Genomic DNA, 18685 nt, shown 5'->3' on the forward strand with positions numbered 1-18685 from the left:
AAAACAAATTCCTTTTAGCATCTCTAATCTAAGGTTTATGTCGAAAACTAAATCTTAAAAAATTGAGATGTTAATCGTTAAATCACTCGTTCAAAATCACTGGTGTTCATCATTGCAAATTCGTCGTCTAGTTCTGCGGTTACTGAGTTAATTGTTTCTGGCTTATCTTCTAGCTTATCACCCTGATCTACTTGAGACTGTGTTGCCTCGGCTAAGTCAACCATTGTATCTGATGCTTGGACAAAGAAATCTCTCGCTGTTTCTAAAGTTGCGGACAGCATTCCTGGCTCGATGTAATAAAGAGTAGAACCAACTTCAAGCCGATCTGGATTAGCGATGTTGTCGTTCTGACGCCAGATCATTTTCCAGTTCGCAGCATTACCTAGAACACGACTTGCTATCGTTGAAAGTGTGTCGCCCTCCATCACTCTAACTTCAGAGCGAGTCACTGACTCGTAGCTCGATGCAAATGCCATGGTCTGTTCTGTAAGTTGGTAGTAGACCACATCCCCAGGGTAGATTAACTTAGGGTTGGCAATTCCAGTAAAGTCCGCGATCTCTGCCCACTTCTGCGGATCACCGTAGACGCGAGTTGCGATCTTAGCAAGAGTATCTCCCTTCTGGACAATGTAAGACATCTTTGAACCCAACTCTGGGAGCCCAGGTGCCATAGGGCTACCAGCCGTCGCCATAGACTGTTGCTCCATAGGAGCCTGAGCCATGTTTTCCATACCCTGGTTCATCATGCCCTGATCCATAGCTTGGTTCATGCCCTGATTCATCATCATGCCTTGGTCCATACCCTGGTTGATGTTTTCCATCATCTGGTTGCCCATACCCTGGTCGTTCATCAGCATCCCGTTGTTCTGCATCATTGGGTTATTTAGTGCAGCATCTTGTTGAGCGAACTGATCACCATTGCTAGCGTTCATGTCCTCAATAATTTGTTGCAGCTCACCCTCATTTTGCAGTTCTTCGTTGCCTAGATCAGATTGAAAATTGTTGTTTGCGAATTGATTACCTTCGTTGTTGAGAAATTGGTTATTGCCTCCTGCAGCATTGTTGAATCCTGCACTTTCCAGGTTCTCATTCATATTGTTAAAGTTGTTAAGGTTGTTGAGGTTATCCTCACCCTCTTGGTTTTGGAGCTGTTCCTCATCTGCAAAATTCTCCTCTTGCCCATCCTCCTGATCACCAAACTCTTCCTGAGATTCTTCCTGACCGGACGTTGAGCACGATGTCGACATCATGGGGACACCGAACATCATAAGGAGAATCAATAGGCCTGACCTAAGTCTCATCCTGATTCCTCCTGCTAAGTGTTGACGATCGTTTTCGTGCCATCTAAACACCTCCATGTCGTTCACGTTAAAATTTTTCGAGATCTCGTAAAGGTTCATCGGCAAGCGCATGCCTGCCTTTAATTATTATCCCGGGGGATGAAATGAGGGAACAAGAGGCAGCTATTTCCATGAAGACCAGAACGATCTCGCCTTCTCACATGACTGATCATCGTGGGTAAACAGGGCTGCTAAGTGACGGAATCGATTGCCCTACAAAGTCTAAGCAGTGATGACTAGGCAACAAGGTTCTGGTCAACAGCATGATGAGTAGGTAAAAAGAGGTCAGATACGCCAGTTTGCTTAGGTTTTAGGGTTCCGCTATGATGGAAAGAGACCAAACTGCTGTTTTTCAGCCTTTGGTCGGGTATCGCTTGCCACTGGGTACTGCTTATCCTATAGCAGAAGATCCTGATGACTAAAGCTGAGATATTCATGTTCGATCACATTACAGTACTTAAAAACGAAATGGTGCAAAGCCTCAACCTCCCAGTCGATGGGATTGCAATTGACTGCACTGCTGGAGGCGGCGGCCACACGGCTGCCTTGCTCGATGCTCTAGGACCTGGGGGTAAAGTTTTTGCGTTTGATAGAGATCCTATGGCATTTCAGTTCCTGTCTGAAAGGTTCGCCAAGGACCTCGCTACAAAGCGCTTAGTCTTATGCCCTAACCCTTTCTCAGAAATTCAGGAAGTTGCTGAGAAGTATGAAATTGCGGGAAAAATCGATGGTATCTGCGCAGACATAGGGGTTTCAAGCCCACAGCTTGATCTTGGGGAGCGGGGCTTCTCCTTCAATAAGGACGGTCCCCTTGATATGAGAATGGATACGAGCTCAGGCGACAACGCGGCTCACGTGATCAATGAGTACAACGAACAAGAACTTGCAGACATTATCTATAAATTCGGTGAAGAGCCGAAAAGCCGATTTGTTGCCAGGGCTATTGTACAGGAACGAAGCAAGGAGCCTATTACTAATACCTTACGCCTAGCAGAAATCGTAGCAAACGCCATTCATTACAAGACAAAGAGTAAGAAGCACCCTGCGACCAAGACATTTCAAGCCCTGCGAATCTATGTGAATCAGGAACTCGAAGAACTTGAAACCCTGTGCAGAGATGGCTTCGATATTCTGAAACCAGGTGGCCGTATCGGTATTATAACGTTCCACTCTTTAGAAGATAAGTTTGTGAAGCAATATTTCAATACTTTGGGAAAAGGCAAAAAAATCCCTGCTCATCTTTCTAGAGCCCCACTCACAGAAGATCAAGTAGCAGCCTATAAGGATGTTAAGGGCAAGATCGTTAAACCCTTTCCGTTGATTCCTAGTGAAGAGGAACAATCTGAAAACCCGAGGAGCCGTAGTGCCAAACTGCGGACGATTGAGAAACTATGAGGTCTTCATGAAGATTAAGTGGATCGACGTCACCCTGCTTACCGTATCAATGGGTGCTGCATTATTTGCAGCCTACATGAGAATTCAGTGTACCCTCGTTGGCTATCAGATCGGTGATCTTAAGGACCAAGAATCTCGCTTGATGGATGAGCGAAGCTCTTTGAAGATGACTCTAGCCAAGTTGACTAGTAAGCAAAATTTAACCATACTGGCTTCTAAAGACCCCATGCATCATGATCCATTTGAGGTTCTAGCAGCCATTGAAAGCCAAGAGCCAAACTCAAGAAATTGAGCACTTTACCCACCAAAGATTGCCTAACGAATCGTCCCTACAATTTAAAAAAAGTCGCCTGCGTCTCGTATCTTTTGCATTCTTTATGACCTTTCTAGCGCTCTTGGTGAGAGCCGGGTTAATTCTAATCACCCCACCTTCTGCAGATGTCTTATCCCAACTCGCTCAACGGCAGTACCATCGATCCATCGACCTCTCCCCATATCGAGGAACTATTTTCGATCGTCGGGGTGAACCCCTTGCCATCAGTATTCGGAAACCTTCCTTGTTCATAAACCCCCGGGTATTCGACCCTAGCCCCACGGAAACAAAGGCTCTTGGCAAGATTCTGGATATTCCACCAAATCGAATTAGAAAAGCAGGCCAAAAGCGATCATACTTTTCTTGGATCAAGCGTAAGATCGATAGCAAGCTAGCTGATCAAGCAATGGCCCTTAACATAGATGGCTTGCACTCTGTACTCGAACCTTCACGATATTATCCATCAGGCCTTGCCAGTCAGCTTATAGGCTATGTTGGTACAGATAACAAAGGACTGCTGGGCTTGGAGCTTCGATTCGATGAAACTCTCCGCGGTAATAGCGAAACAAACCTCCTGACCCGTGATGCTAGGGGCAAGATAATCCGTGGTGAATCCGATGCGGCAGAGCCACAAAAGCCTGGTCAGAAAATATACTTAACACTCGACCGCGTGGTTCAAGAAATATCAGAAAAAGCACTCGAACGAGGTATCAAAAATGCAGAAGCCAAATCAGGTTTTGCCATCGTTTCAGATCCTCACACGGGCCATATCCTTGCCATAGCAAACTACCCTAAATTTAACCCAAACGACTCGTCTACCATTGACCAATTTAATACCAGAAACCATGGACTGATGGATCTTTACGAACCCGGATCAGTGGTGAAGCCGTTCGTTGTGGCCCGCGCCCTAGCCCTTGGCAAAACGAGTATGGCCGAAGCCTTTGAAACCCATAAAGGGCTATTTCGAGAAGGATCTCTGCGCATCCGAGACTCTCATCCATCCGAAGAACTGTCGACTGCCGAAATCATAATTGAATCGAGTAATATTGGAACTTACAAAATTGCTAAGAAGATGGGGCCGCAAGCCCTCTACCAAGTTTACGAAGATTTTGGTCTCGGCGAGGCTGCATTCAAAACTGAGGCCGCGAATCAAGCAGCTGGTCGGATGATGCCTTGGCAAAAGTGGCGAGAGGTACGGTTCGCTAATATATCATTCGGCCAAGGCTTAATGATGACTGGGCTTGAAATCGTTCAAGCCTATGGTGCCATCGCCAATGGTGGCCAGCTTATGAAGCCAATACTGGTCGAGAGAATTGAAGATCACAAGGGGCAAGTACTTCGCAGTCAAAACCCTACGGTCATTCGTCGAGTGCTTCCTCATAGAGTCGCAAAAGTCATGTCCAAGACTCTCGCTGAGGTGGTTGAAGTCGGTACGGGCAGCAATGCAAAAAGTTCCGATTACCACGTTGCTGGTAAAACAGGCACCTCTGAAAAAGTTGACCCGGAAACCAGGCGCTATGCTAAACACTTGCGTATCGCCAGCTTTGCAGGTTTCAGTCCAGTAAAAGATCCCCATCTTGTGATCTACGTTGTGATTGATGAACCAAGGAAGAAGCCTTACTATGGTGGGGTTTGGGCTGCTCCGGTATTTAAGGAAATCAATGAAAAATCTCTACGCTATCTCAACGTAGCCCCAAGCAAGCGCCACCAAGCCACACAACCTCTTAAGAAGGCGATTCACTGATGCTTAAACGACAAGATTTGATCCAACACCTGAATGCGACGATTCCTGATGAAATCAGAGATATTCCTTCCAATCTTCCCAATATAATCCAGACGGATAGTCGATCCATCAGGCCGGAGCATTGGTTTTTACCAATTATTGGTGAGACGTTTGACGGCCACGACTTCATTAGGCAGGCTATGGAAAAAGGCTGCCAAGGCTTCTTCTACCAGGCGGATCATTGTGATCAGATACCATCCGATCTTCGTAGCCGAGGAATAGAAATTCCAGACTCTCTAGAGTTTTTTCAAGGTCTTGCCTCATTTTGGAGAAACCTGCACAAAGCCAAAGTCGTTGCTATTACCGGTTCAAACGGTAAAACCACAGCCAAAGAAATGCTCAGCCATATCCTTACAAAAGCAGGAAATACACTCTACACCAAAGGTAGCTACAATAACGAAATCGGAGTACCCATAACTCTTTGTCAGCTGACTACAGACCACCAATTCGCAGTGATTGAGATGGGGGCCCGCCATAAGGGAGATATCGAGGCACTGTGCAACATTGCCAATCCCGATATCTGCATCGTCCTCAATATAGGGGTTGCTCACCTTGGGGAGTTCGGTAGTCGTGAAACCCTAAGATCAACCAAGCAAGAAATGCTCACGACCACACGCAAGGATGCGATCGCGATTGTCCCTCATGATGACTCTGACACTGTGAATGTCGCTAAAAAGCATCATGACCGAGTATTGACCTTCGGCCTTGAAGAGGGAGACATTCAAGTTAAGCTCAAGTACTTGACAGATGGAGCTATGACACTCGCTATCACATCTCCTCAGGAAGCATTTCAAGAAACGGTTCCCGTTTACCACCAAGCCTACCCTATCAACTTCGCTGCTTCCGTGGCTGCTAGCTTCGGGCTGGACCTTTCTTCCCTGAGTATACGTCAAGGAATGAAGAGCTTTGGTGGGGTCAGCCAGCGGTTTAGTATCTCTCGATTTCCAACGATGACTTTAATCGATGACACATACAACGCGAATCCACAGAGCATGGATGCTGGCCTTTCTTCAGTGAATGCAGCTTTTCCTAACGCCGACACGATCCTGGTTCTCGGTGACATGCTGGAACTTGGGGATGAAAGCCAGCAAGCTCATTATAACGTTGGATATTATTGTGCAGAAAGTGTTAGACCTAAGATGCTTGTTGCGATTGGACCACTAAGTCGCGCCATGCTTGATGGCGCTCGCAAGGGGGGAATCTCAGAAGACAAGCTCTTGCACTTTGATAGTGCTGACGACTTTGTTCCTCAATTAGAGGAGATTCTTCAAAAGGGGAACCTTCTTTACGCTAAGGCATCCAATGGCATAAAATTGAACCGAATTATCCAGAATGCGAGGCAAATTCTTGAGAAGGCTTAACAACAATCTAACTTGCCGCACATATCGATCGTGAGGGTCTAACTTTGCTTTATCACTTACTCGTTGAATTAACTGATTATGTCAGTGTTTTTAATGTCAGTCGCTATATTACTTTTCGGGCTCTCGCTGCTTTGTTAACAGCCTTAGGGATGTCCTTTCTTCTTTCACCTTGGTTCATTCGCAAACTAAAAAGTAAGCAGATTGGCCAGCAAGTTAGAAATGACGGACCTGAAAGCCACTTTTCAAAAGCTGGCACTCCCACCATGGGTGGTGGTCTGATACTTTTTGCGACCCTACTACCAGCTTTGCTTTGGATGGACTGGCGAAATCCCCTTCTTTGGTATGTTTCAACGATTACGTTTATCTATGGCCTGATTGGTTTCTTAGACGACTATCTCAAGGTTTCCAAGAAGAACACCAAAGGCTTGTCCGGCAAACTCAAGCTGCTGGGGCAATTTGGTGCAGCCGGTGGTGCTTGTACTCTTTATTACTTGCAAACTGGTAATGGCGAGCTTCACTTCCCTTTCTTCAAAGCACTGACCTTCGACCTTGGATGGTTATACGTACCATTCGGCATGTTTGTAATCGTCGGCGCAAGTAATGCTGTCAACCTAACTGATGGCCTTGACGGCCTCGCAATCGGGCCCGTAATGACAACAGCCTCAACCTTTGCAATCTTATCTTATGTCGCAGGGCATATTAAGATCGCTGAATATCTCCAGATACCCTTTCTTTCTGGAGCTGGGGAGCTCGCGATTTTCTGTACCTGCCTTGTAGGAGCTGGTATGGGCTTTCTTTGGTATAACACCTACCCTGCTCAAGTCTTTATGGGGGACGTTGGTTCCTTGCCGCTTGGCGGCGCTCTAGGAGCCATTGCTGTATTTACCAAAAACGAAATAATTCTCGCTATTGTCGGTGGGGTGTTTGTAATGGAAGCCTTATCCGTTATAACTCAGGTCGCTTCATTTAAGATGACCGGCAAGAGAGTTTTTAGAATGGCTCCCATTCATCATCACTTTGAGCTAAAAGGTTGGCCTGAACCGAAGGTGATTGTTAGATTCTGGATCATATCCATCATTTTGGCTATCGTTGGCCTGATGAGTCTGAAGCTACGATGAATAACTACCTCATACTTGGCACGGGCCTAAGCGCCCTTGCCGCTGCAAGACTGCTGCACAAAAAAGGCCTCCAAGGCCGCGCATCGACGTTAAAACCTCCTTCGAAGGAGGAGCAGTCTGAATTTGCCAAGGTTAGCTGCCCCATAGTCGTTGGCCCACAAGATTCGCGGCTTCTTGACAATATCGATGTCATCATTCCGAGCCCCGGAATACCACTGAATATCCCACTACTCCAAACTGCTAGGGAACAAGGTATCGCCATTATCAGCGAAATTGATCTAGCTTTAGAGTTTTACAGTGGCGTTACCATCGGCGTTACCGGGACTAATGGTAAATCTACGACAGTCACGATGCTAGAGCATATTTTAAAGGGGATAGGCAAAGACTGTCTTGCAGGGGGCAATCTCGGAAGACCACCATCCGAGATTCTGGCAGCAGATGAAAGCCCCAAGATTCTTGCTCTCGAACTTTCAAGCTACCAACTAGAGGCCACCGAGAAGCTAGCCGCAGCAGTCTCTATATTCACATCTTTCTCAGCGGATCACCTCGAACGGCACAAAACCCTTGAAGGCTATTTTAATGCTAAATGGCGTCTTGCCCACCAAACAAACTCTGGAGGTATCATCATCTTATCCGAGTCGGTTTTGGAGGCACTTCTGAGTTTCAATAGCGAGATACCAAAGGTACACAAAATCTATGCATTCGTATCGAAGTACCCCAAAGGCTTGCCTCCAGGCATTGAGCCTATCCTCGTAGATCATGAGCGCTGTCAACTATCAGTTGAAGGCGAAACTGTACCGTTGGCGGAATCATTTAGTATTCACGATAACTTGAACCTTGCATCCTGCCTCCTTGCTACTAGGCACCTTTTCCCGAATCAATCGCTCGATCAAGCCTGTCTAATTGCACAAAACTATCGCAAGCTGGCTCACCGTTTTGAAACCGTTTGTCATCGTAGCAACCAAATAGTTATCAATGACTCTAAGTCGACCAACGTCGAATCCACTCTTGTTGCTCTTAAATCTATGAAGCAACCTTGCTATCTGCTTTTGGGTGGCAAAGACAAAGGCGCACCCTATCAAGAGATTTTGCAGCTAAAAGATCATATTTTTAAGGTAATTACCTTTGGTGAAGCGGGTGCTATGATCAGTTCACAGCTCAAGTCTCTTAATCCCATCTCTTATAAATCATTGAAGAATGCACTCGTTGGGCTGAGCAAACTGTTTCACGAGAATCCAGCTCCCATTCTATTCTCACCGGCGTGTTCTTCGTTTGATGAGTTTTTGAATTTTGAAGAAAGAGGACTATACTTTAGCAAGGAGATTCAACGACTCATCAATTAAGGCTTTCAGTGAAATCTGCCTCAAGCTATAGCGCTAACCTAATCATATCTGCGATTATTCTTTCGGTATTTGGCATTATTTTCATTTTCACGGCATCCAGTATTCCTGCTGCACAGCGGTATGGTGATCTATTTTTTTTTCCTAAAAGGCAACTTATCTCACTTGGCCTTGGAGTTATCTCTGGTGCCCTCCTATTGAAGCTACCTATCCGTAATATCGCAAGGTTGGCATTTCCGGGTTTTATACTCACTACACTTTTACTCGTCGCGACCCTTATTCCCTATTTTGGTCACACAGTAAATGGTGCTTCTCGATGGCTGCGCTGGGGCATGATCTCGTTTCAACCTGCAGAACTCAGCAAGTTGGTGCTAATTCTATTTCTTGCCAAAAACCTTGCTCGTCCAAACTTTTCAGGACTTCATCGCCTATCGGGCTTATTGTCCTGCATATTCCCCTTGATGGTTTTTTCGATCTTGCTCATGTTACAACCAGACTTTGGCACGACCTTTCTTCTCTCACTTATCTGTTTCTCTATGGTTTTCGTTTGCGGCTTGCCAATCAAACTTGTCGCATCAGGACTGATTACTGGCCTGCTCGCGATCGGCATTGCTATCTGGCAGGCACCATATCGGATGAAGAGAATCACAAGCTTCATTGATCCGTGGGAGAGCGCCCAATCTGGGGGATTCCAAATCATCCAAAGTTACCTTGGTTTTCATAATGGCGGCCTCTTAGGGGTAGGTTTAGGGGGTTCACGTCAAAAACTCTATTTTCTTCCAGAGGCCCACACCGATTTCATTCTTTCGGTGATAGGAGAAGAGCTTGGTTTAATTGGTGTTTCCTTTATCATCTTGCTATTCGGTTTCATGATCTGGAATGGCTTCAAAATTACAGAACGTCAGACAGACATTTTTGCCAAACTACTAGCCTTCGGACTCACTTGCCTAATTAGCGTTCAAGCTACTATCAACATGGGTGTCGCTATGGGTTTGCTCCCAACAAAAGGCATGCCTCTCCCATTTATTAGTCATGGATCTAGCTCTCTTGTGGTATTCCTTTGGGTGGTTGCTATTCTGGCAAGACTCAACTACGAATCGGACCACCTTCATGAGCGACAATAATCAAAGGCATTTTCATCTGATTGGAATCGGCGGCTCGGGAATGACACCTCTTGCAGAGATTGCGTCATTCCGTGGGTATAAAATATCTGGCAGTGATCAAAAAATAAATTCTAACTGTGAAAGACTCATTGCCAGCGGCATTCAAATCTTTAAGGGTCACGAGGCCTCAAACCTTGATTCACAAGCCATAGTTGTCTATTCATCTGCTATTCGGCAAGACAACCCTGAGCTGGTCCAAGCCAAGAATTCGGGACAAACACTTTGGCACCGATCGCAGTTATTGGAATTCTTGATCGGTGATCAAAAGCTTATTGGAGTTTCTGGAACCCATGGAAAAACATCAACCACAGCGATGATTGCTCACATCCTAGATCAATGTGGATGTCAACCAACAGCGTTTATTGGTGGCGAAGTAGGAGGGCGAAAATCCTATAGCTATACAGGACATGGCGAATACTTTGTGGCTGAATTAGATGAATCAGATGGTAGCTTCCTAAGATTTTCCCCTTTTGTTAGTGTGATAAACAATATTGATTTGGATCATTTGGACTTCTATAAGAACCTTGAGGAAATCAAAGCAGCCTTTCACAAATTTGCCAAACAAACCGATCCGGATGGGGCTATTGTCTTGAATTGGGATAATGGCCATTGTCAGGAGCTAGGCCACGAAATTGATTTGAATCATCGACTTAGCTTTGGGCGAAGAATTGGCTGCGATGTACGCGGTATTTCATTTACAACAAAACAGGATGCTTCGTTTTTTAAGGCAGTCGTAGAACGAGACTTGGTGGAAGGAACGACTCCCCTTATAGGTCAGCACAACTTCCAGAATATCCTTTGTGCCTTAAGCGTAGTCCGGGCACTTGAAATACCCATTGAAGAAGCCGTTACAGCTCTGGCTAGCTTCCCTGGAGTCAAGCGGCGGCTAAATCGCTTATACAATAGTAAGAGTATCAAAATTTTAGATGATTACGCTCATAATCCCGGCAAGATCAAAGCATGCATTGAAGCTGTTCGAGAAGCATACCCTGATCACTGGAATACTGTCGTCTTCCAGCCCCATCGCTATAGTCGGATGAAAACCATGTATAATGAATTTGTGGACTCTTTTAAAGATGCCGACACTCTTGTACTGCTGCCGATTTTTTCTGCTGGGGAAGAAGACTGTGGTTCATATTCTCCTCAGCAATTCGCAAACGATATCGAACAGCAATGTGATACCAAAGTTGTGGTCTTCGATCGATTTCCGAATCCAGAAATGCTGTTAAGCCTTGTGGAAACAAAAGATCGATCAGTTCTTCTTAGTGTTGGCGCTGGCAATGTATACCAGGCGAGCAATGATTTGAGGGACTTTATCAATGGCCAAGATCAGAAAGAAACATGAATCTTTACTGACCAAGCAAAAACTTAAGCGTAGACATCATATTCCTACCGTGTGGTTTACTAAAGTCAGCGCTCCTATAATCGTCATAGCCATGTTTTCACTATCTTTCTTGGGTGTTCTCAAATCTCTTGAACAGTATGCTATCCCACTTCCCTTAAGCCCCATCCAAGTGCATCCTCATCAGATTGCCATCCAGCATCAGGAGTTTATTAAGGATTATATTAGCCGCAATCCGATTCAAGACCTTCAGCAGGTCGAGTCATTCAAGCTAGATCTCCAGAAGAAACTTGCAGCGAAATCTCTAAGCACACTTGCTTTGACACCATATAAAATCCTTCTAAAAGCAGAGTTCCACCAATCTCTAGCAGCTATAGAATACGGGATTAAGCGCCTACTTTCCGACAAAGGTAAGGTTTTTGGCCAGTATAGTGAGAAGCACCATCATCACCTGCCAATGATTAGCGGTATCTCGATAGACAGGAAACTAGATCTCGATAACGAGCAAAGTGTTGTCATGAGTGAGAGAAATAATGAGGTCCTTCAAGAGGCCCTTCTACTAATCAATGATGGTTTGCGCTACAATATAAGGTACAAGGCAATTCACTTCGATTCATTTCGAGGTTTTCAAGTTTTGTTGTTTGACAAACGCATTCGCGTTGAAATGGGCCGTCGCCCCTTTAATAAGAGATATATCAAACTCGAAAAAATACTTTCAAACCTCTCCAAGAAACGAGTAAATACAGCCCGCATAGAGCTGGATTACCAAGGGAAGGCTTTTATAAAAGAATCTACCTTATAAGGACAACGAGTGGCTCGTTCTAAACAAATCTTTGCTCTCGACCTAGGTACAACAAAATTCTGTCTTGCAGCTTTACATCAATCTGCAGGAAGACCAGATATTCAAGTATGTGAAGTGCCAGCTCTTGGAATGAAACGGGGGATGCTGGTTGATTTTGAAGAAGCCTCCCGCGCCCTCAACAAACTTGTTGAAGAAGCAGAGGCACGTTTCAAATGCGATATCCGTCGTGTTGTAGTTGGTGTCGCTGGCAGTCATTTGAAAAGTCGTACTGTGACTGGAAACATGGAGATTCAAGATAGCCTTATTAAGACGATTCATGTGCAAAGCCTAACAGTCGACGTGGAAAATCAGTGTCGCTCCTCTCATCGTGAAATTCTTCACTGCATTCCCATACACTTCGATGTTGATAGTCGGGATTCTGTTAATAACCCTATTGGTCTCTCTGGGTCTCATCTCTCAGGCAGCTTTTTTGTCATAGACGCCGATCGTTCATACCTAAAAGACATGATAAGACTTTGCAATCACTGCGGCCTTGAAGTTTGCCAACTCTATTCCGAACCCTTTGCTTCAGCGTCAGTGACCGTTGACGATCAACTCAAAAACCTAGGTGTTGCCCTTGCTGATATCGGCGGTGGAACCACCGATGGAATTATATTCCAACATGGTAGACCAGTTAGTATGTTTACCATCAATACAGCTGGTAATCATATGCATCGAGATCTATCCGTTGGTCTCAATATTCCCCTCTCCGATGGCCTCAGGATTAAGGAGCATTACGGCCTAACAGATTTACCAGGATTTCTGGACCTAAAAGATATCCATGGAACACTGGTTCGTTTTTCAGATCAGCGAATTCGCGGTATTTTGGAGGCAAGGATCTTGGAGCTTGGTAAATTTATGTTCCACTCACTCGTTGACCATCAAGGCAACTTAGGTGGAGGAATCCTTTTCACAGGTGGAGGCAGTTATCTCAAGGGAATTGATAAATTCTTAGGTGCAAAGTTCGGAGTTTCTGTAAAATCGCAACAACCCCACATTTCACTCGGGATGTCCCACGACTGGGAGTATCCTGCAACTTACGCAACAGTGATCGGTCTTATCAATCTTGAAATTGGTCGGCGTAAGATTCTTCACGATGAATCCAGTGCTTCTTGGCCCAAGCGCTACGTTTACCAATTTGTGAACTGGATTCGGGAGCTATCCTAGAAGCTACGGCAAGATCTTGTTCCTAAGAACTCAAATTAATCAATTTGACACCCTAAGTCATTCCTTCCTATAATTGCAAAGATCACCCAAAAAATTCCAATCTCGCTGGGAGAGCACCATGACGTTCGATCCTGAAAACTTCGTCCCGCCTGCCGCCAATATTAAGGTTATCGGCATCGGTGGAGGCGGTGGCAATGCCGTCAATACCATGATTCGGACCAATATCGAGGGCGTAGAGTTTATAGCTGCCAATACTGATGTCCAAGCATTACGGTTCTCACTTGCCGAGCGCAAGATTCAGATAGGTAAGGAACTCACAAAGGGTCTTGGTGCTGGGGCTGACCCTGATATTGGACGAGATGCTATGCTAGAAGACCGTCATGCGATTGCAGAAGCGTTGCAAGGCTCACATATGGTCTTTGTCACTGCTGGTATGGGTGGTGGAACAGGGACAGGTGGTGCAGCGATCGTGGCTCAAGTTGCTCGTGAGCAGGGGGCACTCACAGTTGGAGTCGTGACAAGGCCATTCGCGTTTGAGGGCAAACGCCGTCGCAAGCACGCCGAAGAAGGCATTCAGAGACTAAAAGAAAATGTCGATACCCTCATAACAATTCCGAATCAGAGGCTTCTTCAGGTAGCTAGTCCCGATTTGAGTATGATTGACGCTTTCCGGATGGCTGATAATGTCTTGGTAAATGCCGTTAAAGGCATCTCAGATATTATCAATATTCCAGGTACGGTGAATGTTGATTTCGCTGATGTAAAAACAGTTATGGCGAGCATGGGAATGGCCTTGATGGGCATCGGTGAAGCAGAAGGCGAAGGTCGGGCCCCAGAGGCGGCACGTCGTGCCATCCAATCACCACTTCTCGAAGATGTTGACATTGAAGGGGCGACAGGAATTCTCATCAACATTACAGCAGGGGAAAATGTATCGTTGATGGAGGTCAACGAGGCCTGCTCCATAGTGCAAGAGGCAGCCCATGAAGATGCCAATATTATCTTTGGTGCCGTGATCGATGAAGACATCGGGCAAAAATTGAGGGTCACAGTCATCGCTACAGGGTTTCCCATTGACGATGAACTGGAAACACCAGACAAGACAAGCCTCCAAGGGGCATTGCGGGCTCAACCAGATCCTGCATTTTCTCTCTCTAGCCCTGAAGAGAGTCACAAGCAAGAAAGCTTGGAACTTAAACAAACACCCCTATTTGATGATGATCTAGAAGATGGTTCTGAGCCAGAGCCTACACCAGTATTAGCAGATAAAGACCTAGAGCAGAGTAAGACCAGAATCGAAGGCGCACGATCTAGTAAGGAGCAGGAAGCTGAGTTCGAGATCAATAGCGAACAAGACGATATGGACAAGAAAATTGACGCTGCCCTTAAGATTGCTGAAAAGCTGAGTCAGGAAACTAAGGCGGAATCCGATGATGAACTAGATGTTCCTTCTTTTCTCCGTGGGGAAAGCCGAGACCTTAGCCTTAGCTAAGGTTGAATTAAACACCACTGGGGCAAGATGATCACTTCGAGATAGCACCGAGAGCTTCTCGAAACCCTCTTGTTTTCTTTAGTAGCACTCCCGAGATAGGGTTATCTGTCTCGGTATTGCTATCCCGGATATTAGCAATCGATAGGTAGTCCTTTACCTTCGGGCCCGAAGGTGAATAATGCTCCCCTCGCCTTTCGAAAATTGGTACCAGGCTATTTCCAAGCGAACCCCTCAGCTGTATTCGAGCACCTTTTGAAAATTTTTCCGATACCAAACGAAAAATATCCTCTACCCGCAGGTCATCTGGGCCAGCAACCTCTACAATCGCCGAAGGTTGCTCCATTTCGTACTCGCTGGCATCGCCAAGTATCTGACATAGGTCATCGATATGAACAGGAGCAATTTTATCATCGACCCGTGGGACAGGGTACACCCCAGGGAACTTCATTACATTCATCACGGACTTAATGAATTGATCGTGGGCTGAATCTGGATGGTACACTAGATTGCTTCGTACGATGATTTTTTCAGGGACCTTGGAATTTAGGACGGCGACTTCGGCAAGGTATTTCTCTTTAAGGAATGGTAGCTTTGCCCGACGATTGGCACCAACTGCGCTTAAGAAGATGATTCTCTTAGTTTCAGCTTTTTCCATTGCCGTAAGTAAGTTACTCAAAAGTCGCACGTTGGTACTACATCGCTTATAGCTTGGGTCAAACTTTATCTCATCGGATGAGCCCATGAAGTTATTTTCCCAGGCTAGAAAAATAACAGTTTCTACTCCTCTCAAAGGAGCTGCAAGGAGGTCAACAGAACCAAGGTCTGAGCATACAGGAAATACATTGGGATAAGGTTCCGGTAGACGCATATGATACATGGAGACAACTGAATGACCTCGATCGGCTAAGAATGGCACGAGGTGACGCCCGATAAACCCTGACCCCCCCGCCACCAGTATAGCGTCCTCAGCAGAATCCGTTCGTGTCACGTCTTGTTTGTTTTTTCCCACATCATCCCTCGGCAACGTTTTGATCCAGTAGCTTACGGCTAACTCAATGCGTTCAATGAACTCTCACCATTATAGACAGTGCATGTCTTTTTTGCCACTGCCTCCCAAGATAGAAGCTTATGGAAGGCTGAAGAGGTTTTGCTCTGCCAGCGGCTGTAATCACAAAACAAGGCTTCAAGGGCGTCGGCCCAATCTCTTGCGTGTGCATAGGGACTCATACCGATTCCCCCATCTCCAACGACCTCATCAATTCCGCTACCGCTGCAGTACAGAATAGGTTTTCCGTTGGCAAGGGCTTCGGCTGCTGGAAGGCAAAAGCCCTCTAACTTGCTACCATGGATCAGCACATCAGCGGATGACAGTAACGCATCTAAGGAAGTCTGAGCTATTCCCGCGTGAATTCTGAGGCGTTGTCCGCCAAGCTGTGGCACCCCGTGCTTACTGAGCCAGCATGCCCCCTTCTTATCAGTGATCCAATCGATCTCGTATTCCCTGTCCAAAAGAGAGAGGGTTGAGACCACACGGTCGAAGCCTTTATAAGGCTCATACCGTGAGATCTTTATGAGCCTTTTCGACACTGTTCCACGTGAAACACTGCCTTTCCACTTGGTTCGACCATTCGGTATATAGACAAGCTTTTTAGAGCTTTCTGGAAACAAGTCTGCCAGCACTTTGAGCGTCCATTGAGATACGCAGATCACGATGTCTGCATCTGATATTGCTCGCGGCATCAAAAATTTCATCTGTTCTCTTAGAGTCCATGACACTTCCTTTGGCGCAATAAGTGGTATCGCATCGTGCACTGTCAAAACTCTGAGGCCACCAATCTCAGACGGCGGTACATTGAAATTGCTCAAGCCGTGAAATACATCGACTTTCTGGTCTAGACTTGTGATGCTTTTGAGAATCTGATGAGGATAAAGAAGTTTTCCGGGGAGAGTCTTATTCGAAAAGACCTGCGATAAACCTAAATGCTCGATCGGCCCGTACCCGAGGATGATTGGGTATCGCCCCGAATTTTTCAATTGTTGAGCTAGGTAAAAACCATGACGGCCGATACCTGAGTATCGACCCCCTAGTCCATAGCCATCCCATACAATGTTTTGAGTCATAGTAATGGCTCCCCCCTTGCACCTTAGAGCTACTTAGGAGGATACTGGCTTATGATTTTAACTTGCAACAGACTTTGCGACTTTAATGCGGTACTCAGCTTCCTTCAAAGCCTTTGTAGACTTATCAATGTCACCTTGGTCCTTCTTACCTTCCAGTGCGAGTAGCGCTTCCTTGCGGGCTTCCTCAGCAGCTTCCAGCTGAATTTCCTTCTGTGACTCGACAATATCAGCCAGCACCACAACGTCGTCACCTCTCACTTCTACAAATCCACCAGAAATAAAGAAGCTTTCTTTTTCCTTGGTCGTTGCGTTGGTGACGATCATTTCGCCGATACCGAGTTCAGCAACCATTGCTGAGTGATCAGGCAAAATAGTCATATAGCCCTGGGAACCGGGCAAAGTCACTGCTGTCGATTTCTCAGACGCAATAGACTTGCTCGGGGATACAATACTTAATCCAAATTCTGTGGCCATAATTTCCTACCTACTGGAGAGTCTTAGCCTTTTCGACTGCCTCTTCTATCGTTCCAACATAGATGAACGCCTGCTCTGGGAGATCATCATACTCACCTTCACAGATTCCTTTGAACCCGCGAATGGTGTCTTCTAGCTTCACATATTTACCTGGGTTTCCAGTGAATTGCTCGGCAACGAAGAATGGCTGAGACATAAATCTCTGAATCTTTCTCGCTCGAGCAACTGTAAGGCGATCTTCTTCTGAAAGTTCGTCCATACCGAGGATGGCGATAATATCGAGAAGCTCTTTATATCGTTGAAGAATCGACTGAACTTTTCGTGCTACCTGATAATGTGTCTCACCAACAACCGCAGGGTCTAAGATTCTGGAGTTTGATGCAAGTGGGTCGACCGCTGGGAAGAGGCCAAGCTCTGCAATCGAACGGGAAAGCACGGTCGAGGCATCCAAGTGAGCGAATGTTGTTGCAGGTGCGGGATCCGTGTAGTCATCAGCAGGTACATAGACCGCTTGAACCGACGTAATCGATCCGTTTTTAGTTGACGTAATTCTCTCCTGTAGCTCACCCATTTCAGTTGCTAGAGTCGGCTGATAACCAACAGCTGAAGGGATACGGCCTAGAAGTGCCGATACTTCTGAGCCAGCCTGGGTAAAGCGGAAAATATTGTCAACGAAGAGAAGAACGTCTTGGTTCTCTTCGTCACGGAAATATTCAGCAATCGCTAGTGCTGAAAGTGCCACTCGTGCCCGAGCACCAGGAGGCTCATTCATCTGACCATAAACGAGAGCTGTCTTATCCAGTACTCCTGAGTCCTTCATCTCATAGTAAAGGTCATTTCCTTCTCGGGTTCTTTCCCCTACGCCACCGAATACAGAGTATCCACCGTGCTGAGTTGCAACGTTGTTGATCAACTCCATAATTGTTACGGTCTTCCCTACACCAGCACCACCAAAAAGACCAATCTTACCACCTTTGGCATATGGGGCGATCAAATCAACAACTTTGATACCTGTTTCTAGAATCTCAGTCTGAGTAGAAAGGTCGTTGAAGCTTGGCGCTTGACGGTGAATTGGGTAACGCTTGTCAGCGTTAACAGGACCTGCTTCGTCAACAGGATCGCCAGTCACATTTAGAATTCGGCCTAGAGCAGCCTTACCAACAGGAACCGTGATCTGGTCGCCAGTATCCTTGACACTTGCACCACGGGTTAGGCCTTCGGTTGAATCCATAGCAATTGTTCGAACCATGTTCTGACCAAGGTGTTGTGCGACCTCAAGAACTAGGTTATCCGCTTCATCGCTAATCGCAGGATTGCTTAATGTAAGCGCGTTATAAATCTTTGGTAGCTCGCCGTCGGTAAATTCAACGTCGACTACAGGTCCGAGGACCTGAACAATGTGACCAGTTTGCATCTTATCTCCTTACCTCTCACA

At 46.0% G+C, this 18685-nt stretch carries 16 protein-coding genes; 11 read left to right on the forward strand and 5 right to left on the reverse strand.

Translation table 11 applies throughout. The features are described 5' to 3' along the window. Nucleotides 1-77 precede the first annotated feature (77 nt). Nucleotides 78-1301, reverse strand: a complete 1224-nt coding sequence (locus B9N89_RS02025; protein ID WP_132314475.1) for a LysM peptidoglycan-binding domain-containing protein — start codon at nucleotides 1299-1301, stop codon at nucleotides 78-80. Between the two features lie 453 nt (nucleotides 1302-1754). Between B9N89_RS02025 and rsmH the strand changes: the two genes are divergently transcribed. The 11 genes from rsmH to ftsZ all read left to right on the forward strand — a co-directional run bounded on the left by rsmH (nucleotide 1755) and on the right by ftsZ (nucleotide 14655). Beyond that, nucleotides 1755-2735: a 16S rRNA (cytosine(1402)-N(4))-methyltransferase RsmH gene (rsmH, locus tag B9N89_RS02030; RefSeq protein WP_132314474.1), complete on the forward strand. Its 981-nt coding sequence runs from the start codon at nucleotides 1755-1757 to the stop codon at nucleotides 2733-2735. Between the two features lie 7 nt (nucleotides 2736-2742). After that, nucleotides 2743-3027 (forward strand): hypothetical protein, encoded by a 285-nt coding sequence (locus B9N89_RS02035; protein ID WP_132314473.1) that lies wholly within the window; start codon nucleotides 2743-2745, stop codon nucleotides 3025-3027. An 85-nt stretch (nucleotides 3028-3112) separates the two neighbouring features. Next, nucleotides 3113-4792, forward strand: a complete 1680-nt coding sequence (locus B9N89_RS02040; RefSeq protein ID WP_234996055.1) for a peptidoglycan D,D-transpeptidase FtsI family protein — start codon at nucleotides 3113-3115, stop codon at nucleotides 4790-4792. Beyond that, nucleotides 4792-6192, forward strand: coding sequence for a UDP-N-acetylmuramoyl-tripeptide--D-alanyl-D-alanine ligase (locus B9N89_RS02045; RefSeq protein WP_132314471.1), 1401 nt, complete (start codon nucleotides 4792-4794; stop codon nucleotides 6190-6192). The genes B9N89_RS02040 and B9N89_RS02045 overlap by 1 nt, the downstream gene beginning before the upstream one ends. Nucleotides 6193-6236: 44 nt before the next feature. Then, nucleotides 6237-7310 carry a phospho-N-acetylmuramoyl-pentapeptide-transferase gene (mraY, locus tag B9N89_RS02050; protein WP_132314470.1) on the forward strand — a complete coding sequence of 358 codons (1074 nt, stop codon included), beginning with the start codon at nucleotides 6237-6239 and terminating at the stop codon, nucleotides 7308-7310. Continuing rightward, a complete protein-coding gene (gene murD / locus B9N89_RS02055; protein WP_132314469.1) occupies nucleotides 7307-8653 on the forward strand; it encodes a UDP-N-acetylmuramoyl-L-alanine--D-glutamate ligase in 1347 nt (448 codons plus the stop codon). The genes mraY and murD overlap by 4 nt, the downstream gene beginning before the upstream one ends. Nucleotides 8654-8661: 8 nt before the next feature. Beyond that, entirely contained in the window at nucleotides 8662-9774 is a 1113-nt protein-coding gene (gene ftsW / locus B9N89_RS02060) for a putative lipid II flippase FtsW (RefSeq protein ID WP_132314468.1), read from the forward strand. Then, nucleotides 9761-11158, forward strand: coding sequence for a UDP-N-acetylmuramate--L-alanine ligase (gene murC, locus B9N89_RS02065; RefSeq protein WP_159455081.1), 1398 nt, complete (start codon nucleotides 9761-9763; stop codon nucleotides 11156-11158). Before ftsW ends, murC begins: the two co-directional genes overlap by 14 nt. Then, nucleotides 11133-11957 carry a cell division protein FtsQ/DivIB gene (locus B9N89_RS02070; RefSeq protein ID WP_132314466.1) on the forward strand — a complete coding sequence of 275 codons (825 nt, stop codon included), beginning with the start codon at nucleotides 11133-11135 and terminating at the stop codon, nucleotides 11955-11957. Before murC ends, B9N89_RS02070 begins: the two co-directional genes overlap by 26 nt. Nucleotides 11958-11966: 9 nt before the next feature. Continuing rightward, a complete protein-coding gene (gene ftsA, locus B9N89_RS02075; protein ID WP_132314465.1) occupies nucleotides 11967-13163 on the forward strand; it encodes a cell division protein FtsA in 1197 nt (398 codons plus the stop codon). Between the two features lie 118 nt (nucleotides 13164-13281). Further along, nucleotides 13282-14655 carry a cell division protein FtsZ gene (gene ftsZ / locus B9N89_RS02080; protein WP_132314464.1) on the forward strand — a complete coding sequence of 458 codons (1374 nt, stop codon included), beginning with the start codon at nucleotides 13282-13284 and terminating at the stop codon, nucleotides 14653-14655. A 31-nt stretch (nucleotides 14656-14686) separates the two neighbouring features. On the opposite strand, the gene B9N89_RS02085 is transcribed toward ftsZ, so the two are convergent. The 4 genes from B9N89_RS02085 to atpD are packed head-to-tail and all read right to left on the reverse strand — an operon-like array spanning nucleotide 14687 to nucleotide 18664. After that, nucleotides 14687-15643 carry an SDR family oxidoreductase gene (locus tag B9N89_RS02085; protein WP_159455082.1) on the reverse strand — a complete coding sequence of 319 codons (957 nt, stop codon included), beginning with the start codon at nucleotides 15641-15643 and terminating at the stop codon, nucleotides 14687-14689. Between the two features lie 59 nt (nucleotides 15644-15702). Continuing rightward, a complete protein-coding gene (locus B9N89_RS02090) occupies nucleotides 15703-16776 on the reverse strand; it encodes a glycosyltransferase family 4 protein (RefSeq protein WP_132314462.1) in 1074 nt (357 codons plus the stop codon). A 57-nt stretch (nucleotides 16777-16833) separates the two neighbouring features. Further along, complete coding sequence (atpC, locus tag B9N89_RS02095; protein ID WP_132314461.1) at nucleotides 16834-17250, reverse strand: ATP synthase F1 subunit epsilon; 417 nt, start codon at nucleotides 17248-17250, stop codon at nucleotides 16834-16836. A gap of 10 nt (nucleotides 17251-17260) precedes the next feature. Next, nucleotides 17261-18664, reverse strand: a complete 1404-nt coding sequence (gene atpD, locus B9N89_RS02100) for a F0F1 ATP synthase subunit beta (RefSeq protein ID WP_132314460.1) — start codon at nucleotides 18662-18664, stop codon at nucleotides 17261-17263. Nucleotides 18665-18685: the final 21 nt, after the last annotated feature.

The organism is Pseudobacteriovorax antillogorgiicola (assembly GCF_900177345.1).
Classification (GTDB): domain Bacteria; phylum Bdellovibrionota_B; class Oligoflexia; order Oligoflexales; family Oligoflexaceae; genus Pseudobacteriovorax; species Pseudobacteriovorax antillogorgiicola.

Bases quoted from the DNA above. Each gene is read 5' to 3' on its own strand.
- ftsZ (WP_132314464.1), top strand. From the start codon at position 13,282: ATGACGTTCGATCCTGAAAACTTCGTCCCGCCTGCCGCCAATATTAAG.
- murD (WP_132314469.1), top strand. From the start codon at position 7,307: ATGAATAACTACCTCATACTTGGCACGGGCCTAAGCGCCCTTGCCGCT.
- rsmH (WP_132314474.1), top strand. From the start codon at position 1,755: ATGACTAAAGCTGAGATATTCATGTTCGATCACATTACAGTACTTAAA.
- B9N89_RS02070 (WP_132314466.1), top strand. From the start codon at position 11,133: ATGGCCAAGATCAGAAAGAAACATGAATCTTTACTGACCAAGCAAAAA.
- B9N89_RS02045 (WP_132314471.1), top strand. From the start codon at position 4,792: ATGCTTAAACGACAAGATTTGATCCAACACCTGAATGCGACGATTCCT.
- B9N89_RS02090 (WP_132314462.1), bottom strand. From the start codon at position 16,776: ATGACTCAAAACATTGTATGGGATGGCTATGGACTAGGGGGTCGATAC.
- atpD (WP_132314460.1), bottom strand. From the start codon at position 18,664: ATGCAAACTGGTCACATTGTTCAGGTCCTCGGACCTGTAGTCGACGTT.
- B9N89_RS02035 (WP_132314473.1), top strand. From the start codon at position 2,743: ATGAAGATTAAGTGGATCGACGTCACCCTGCTTACCGTATCAATGGGT.
- B9N89_RS02040 (WP_234996055.1), top strand. From the start codon at position 3,113: ATGACCTTTCTAGCGCTCTTGGTGAGAGCCGGGTTAATTCTAATCACC.
- B9N89_RS02025 (WP_132314475.1), bottom strand. From the start codon at position 1,301: ATGAGACTTAGGTCAGGCCTATTGATTCTCCTTATGATGTTCGGTGTC.
- murC (WP_159455081.1), top strand. From the start codon at position 9,761: ATGAGCGACAATAATCAAAGGCATTTTCATCTGATTGGAATCGGCGGC.
- atpC (WP_132314461.1), bottom strand. From the start codon at position 17,250: ATGGCCACAGAATTTGGATTAAGTATTGTATCCCCGAGCAAGTCTATT.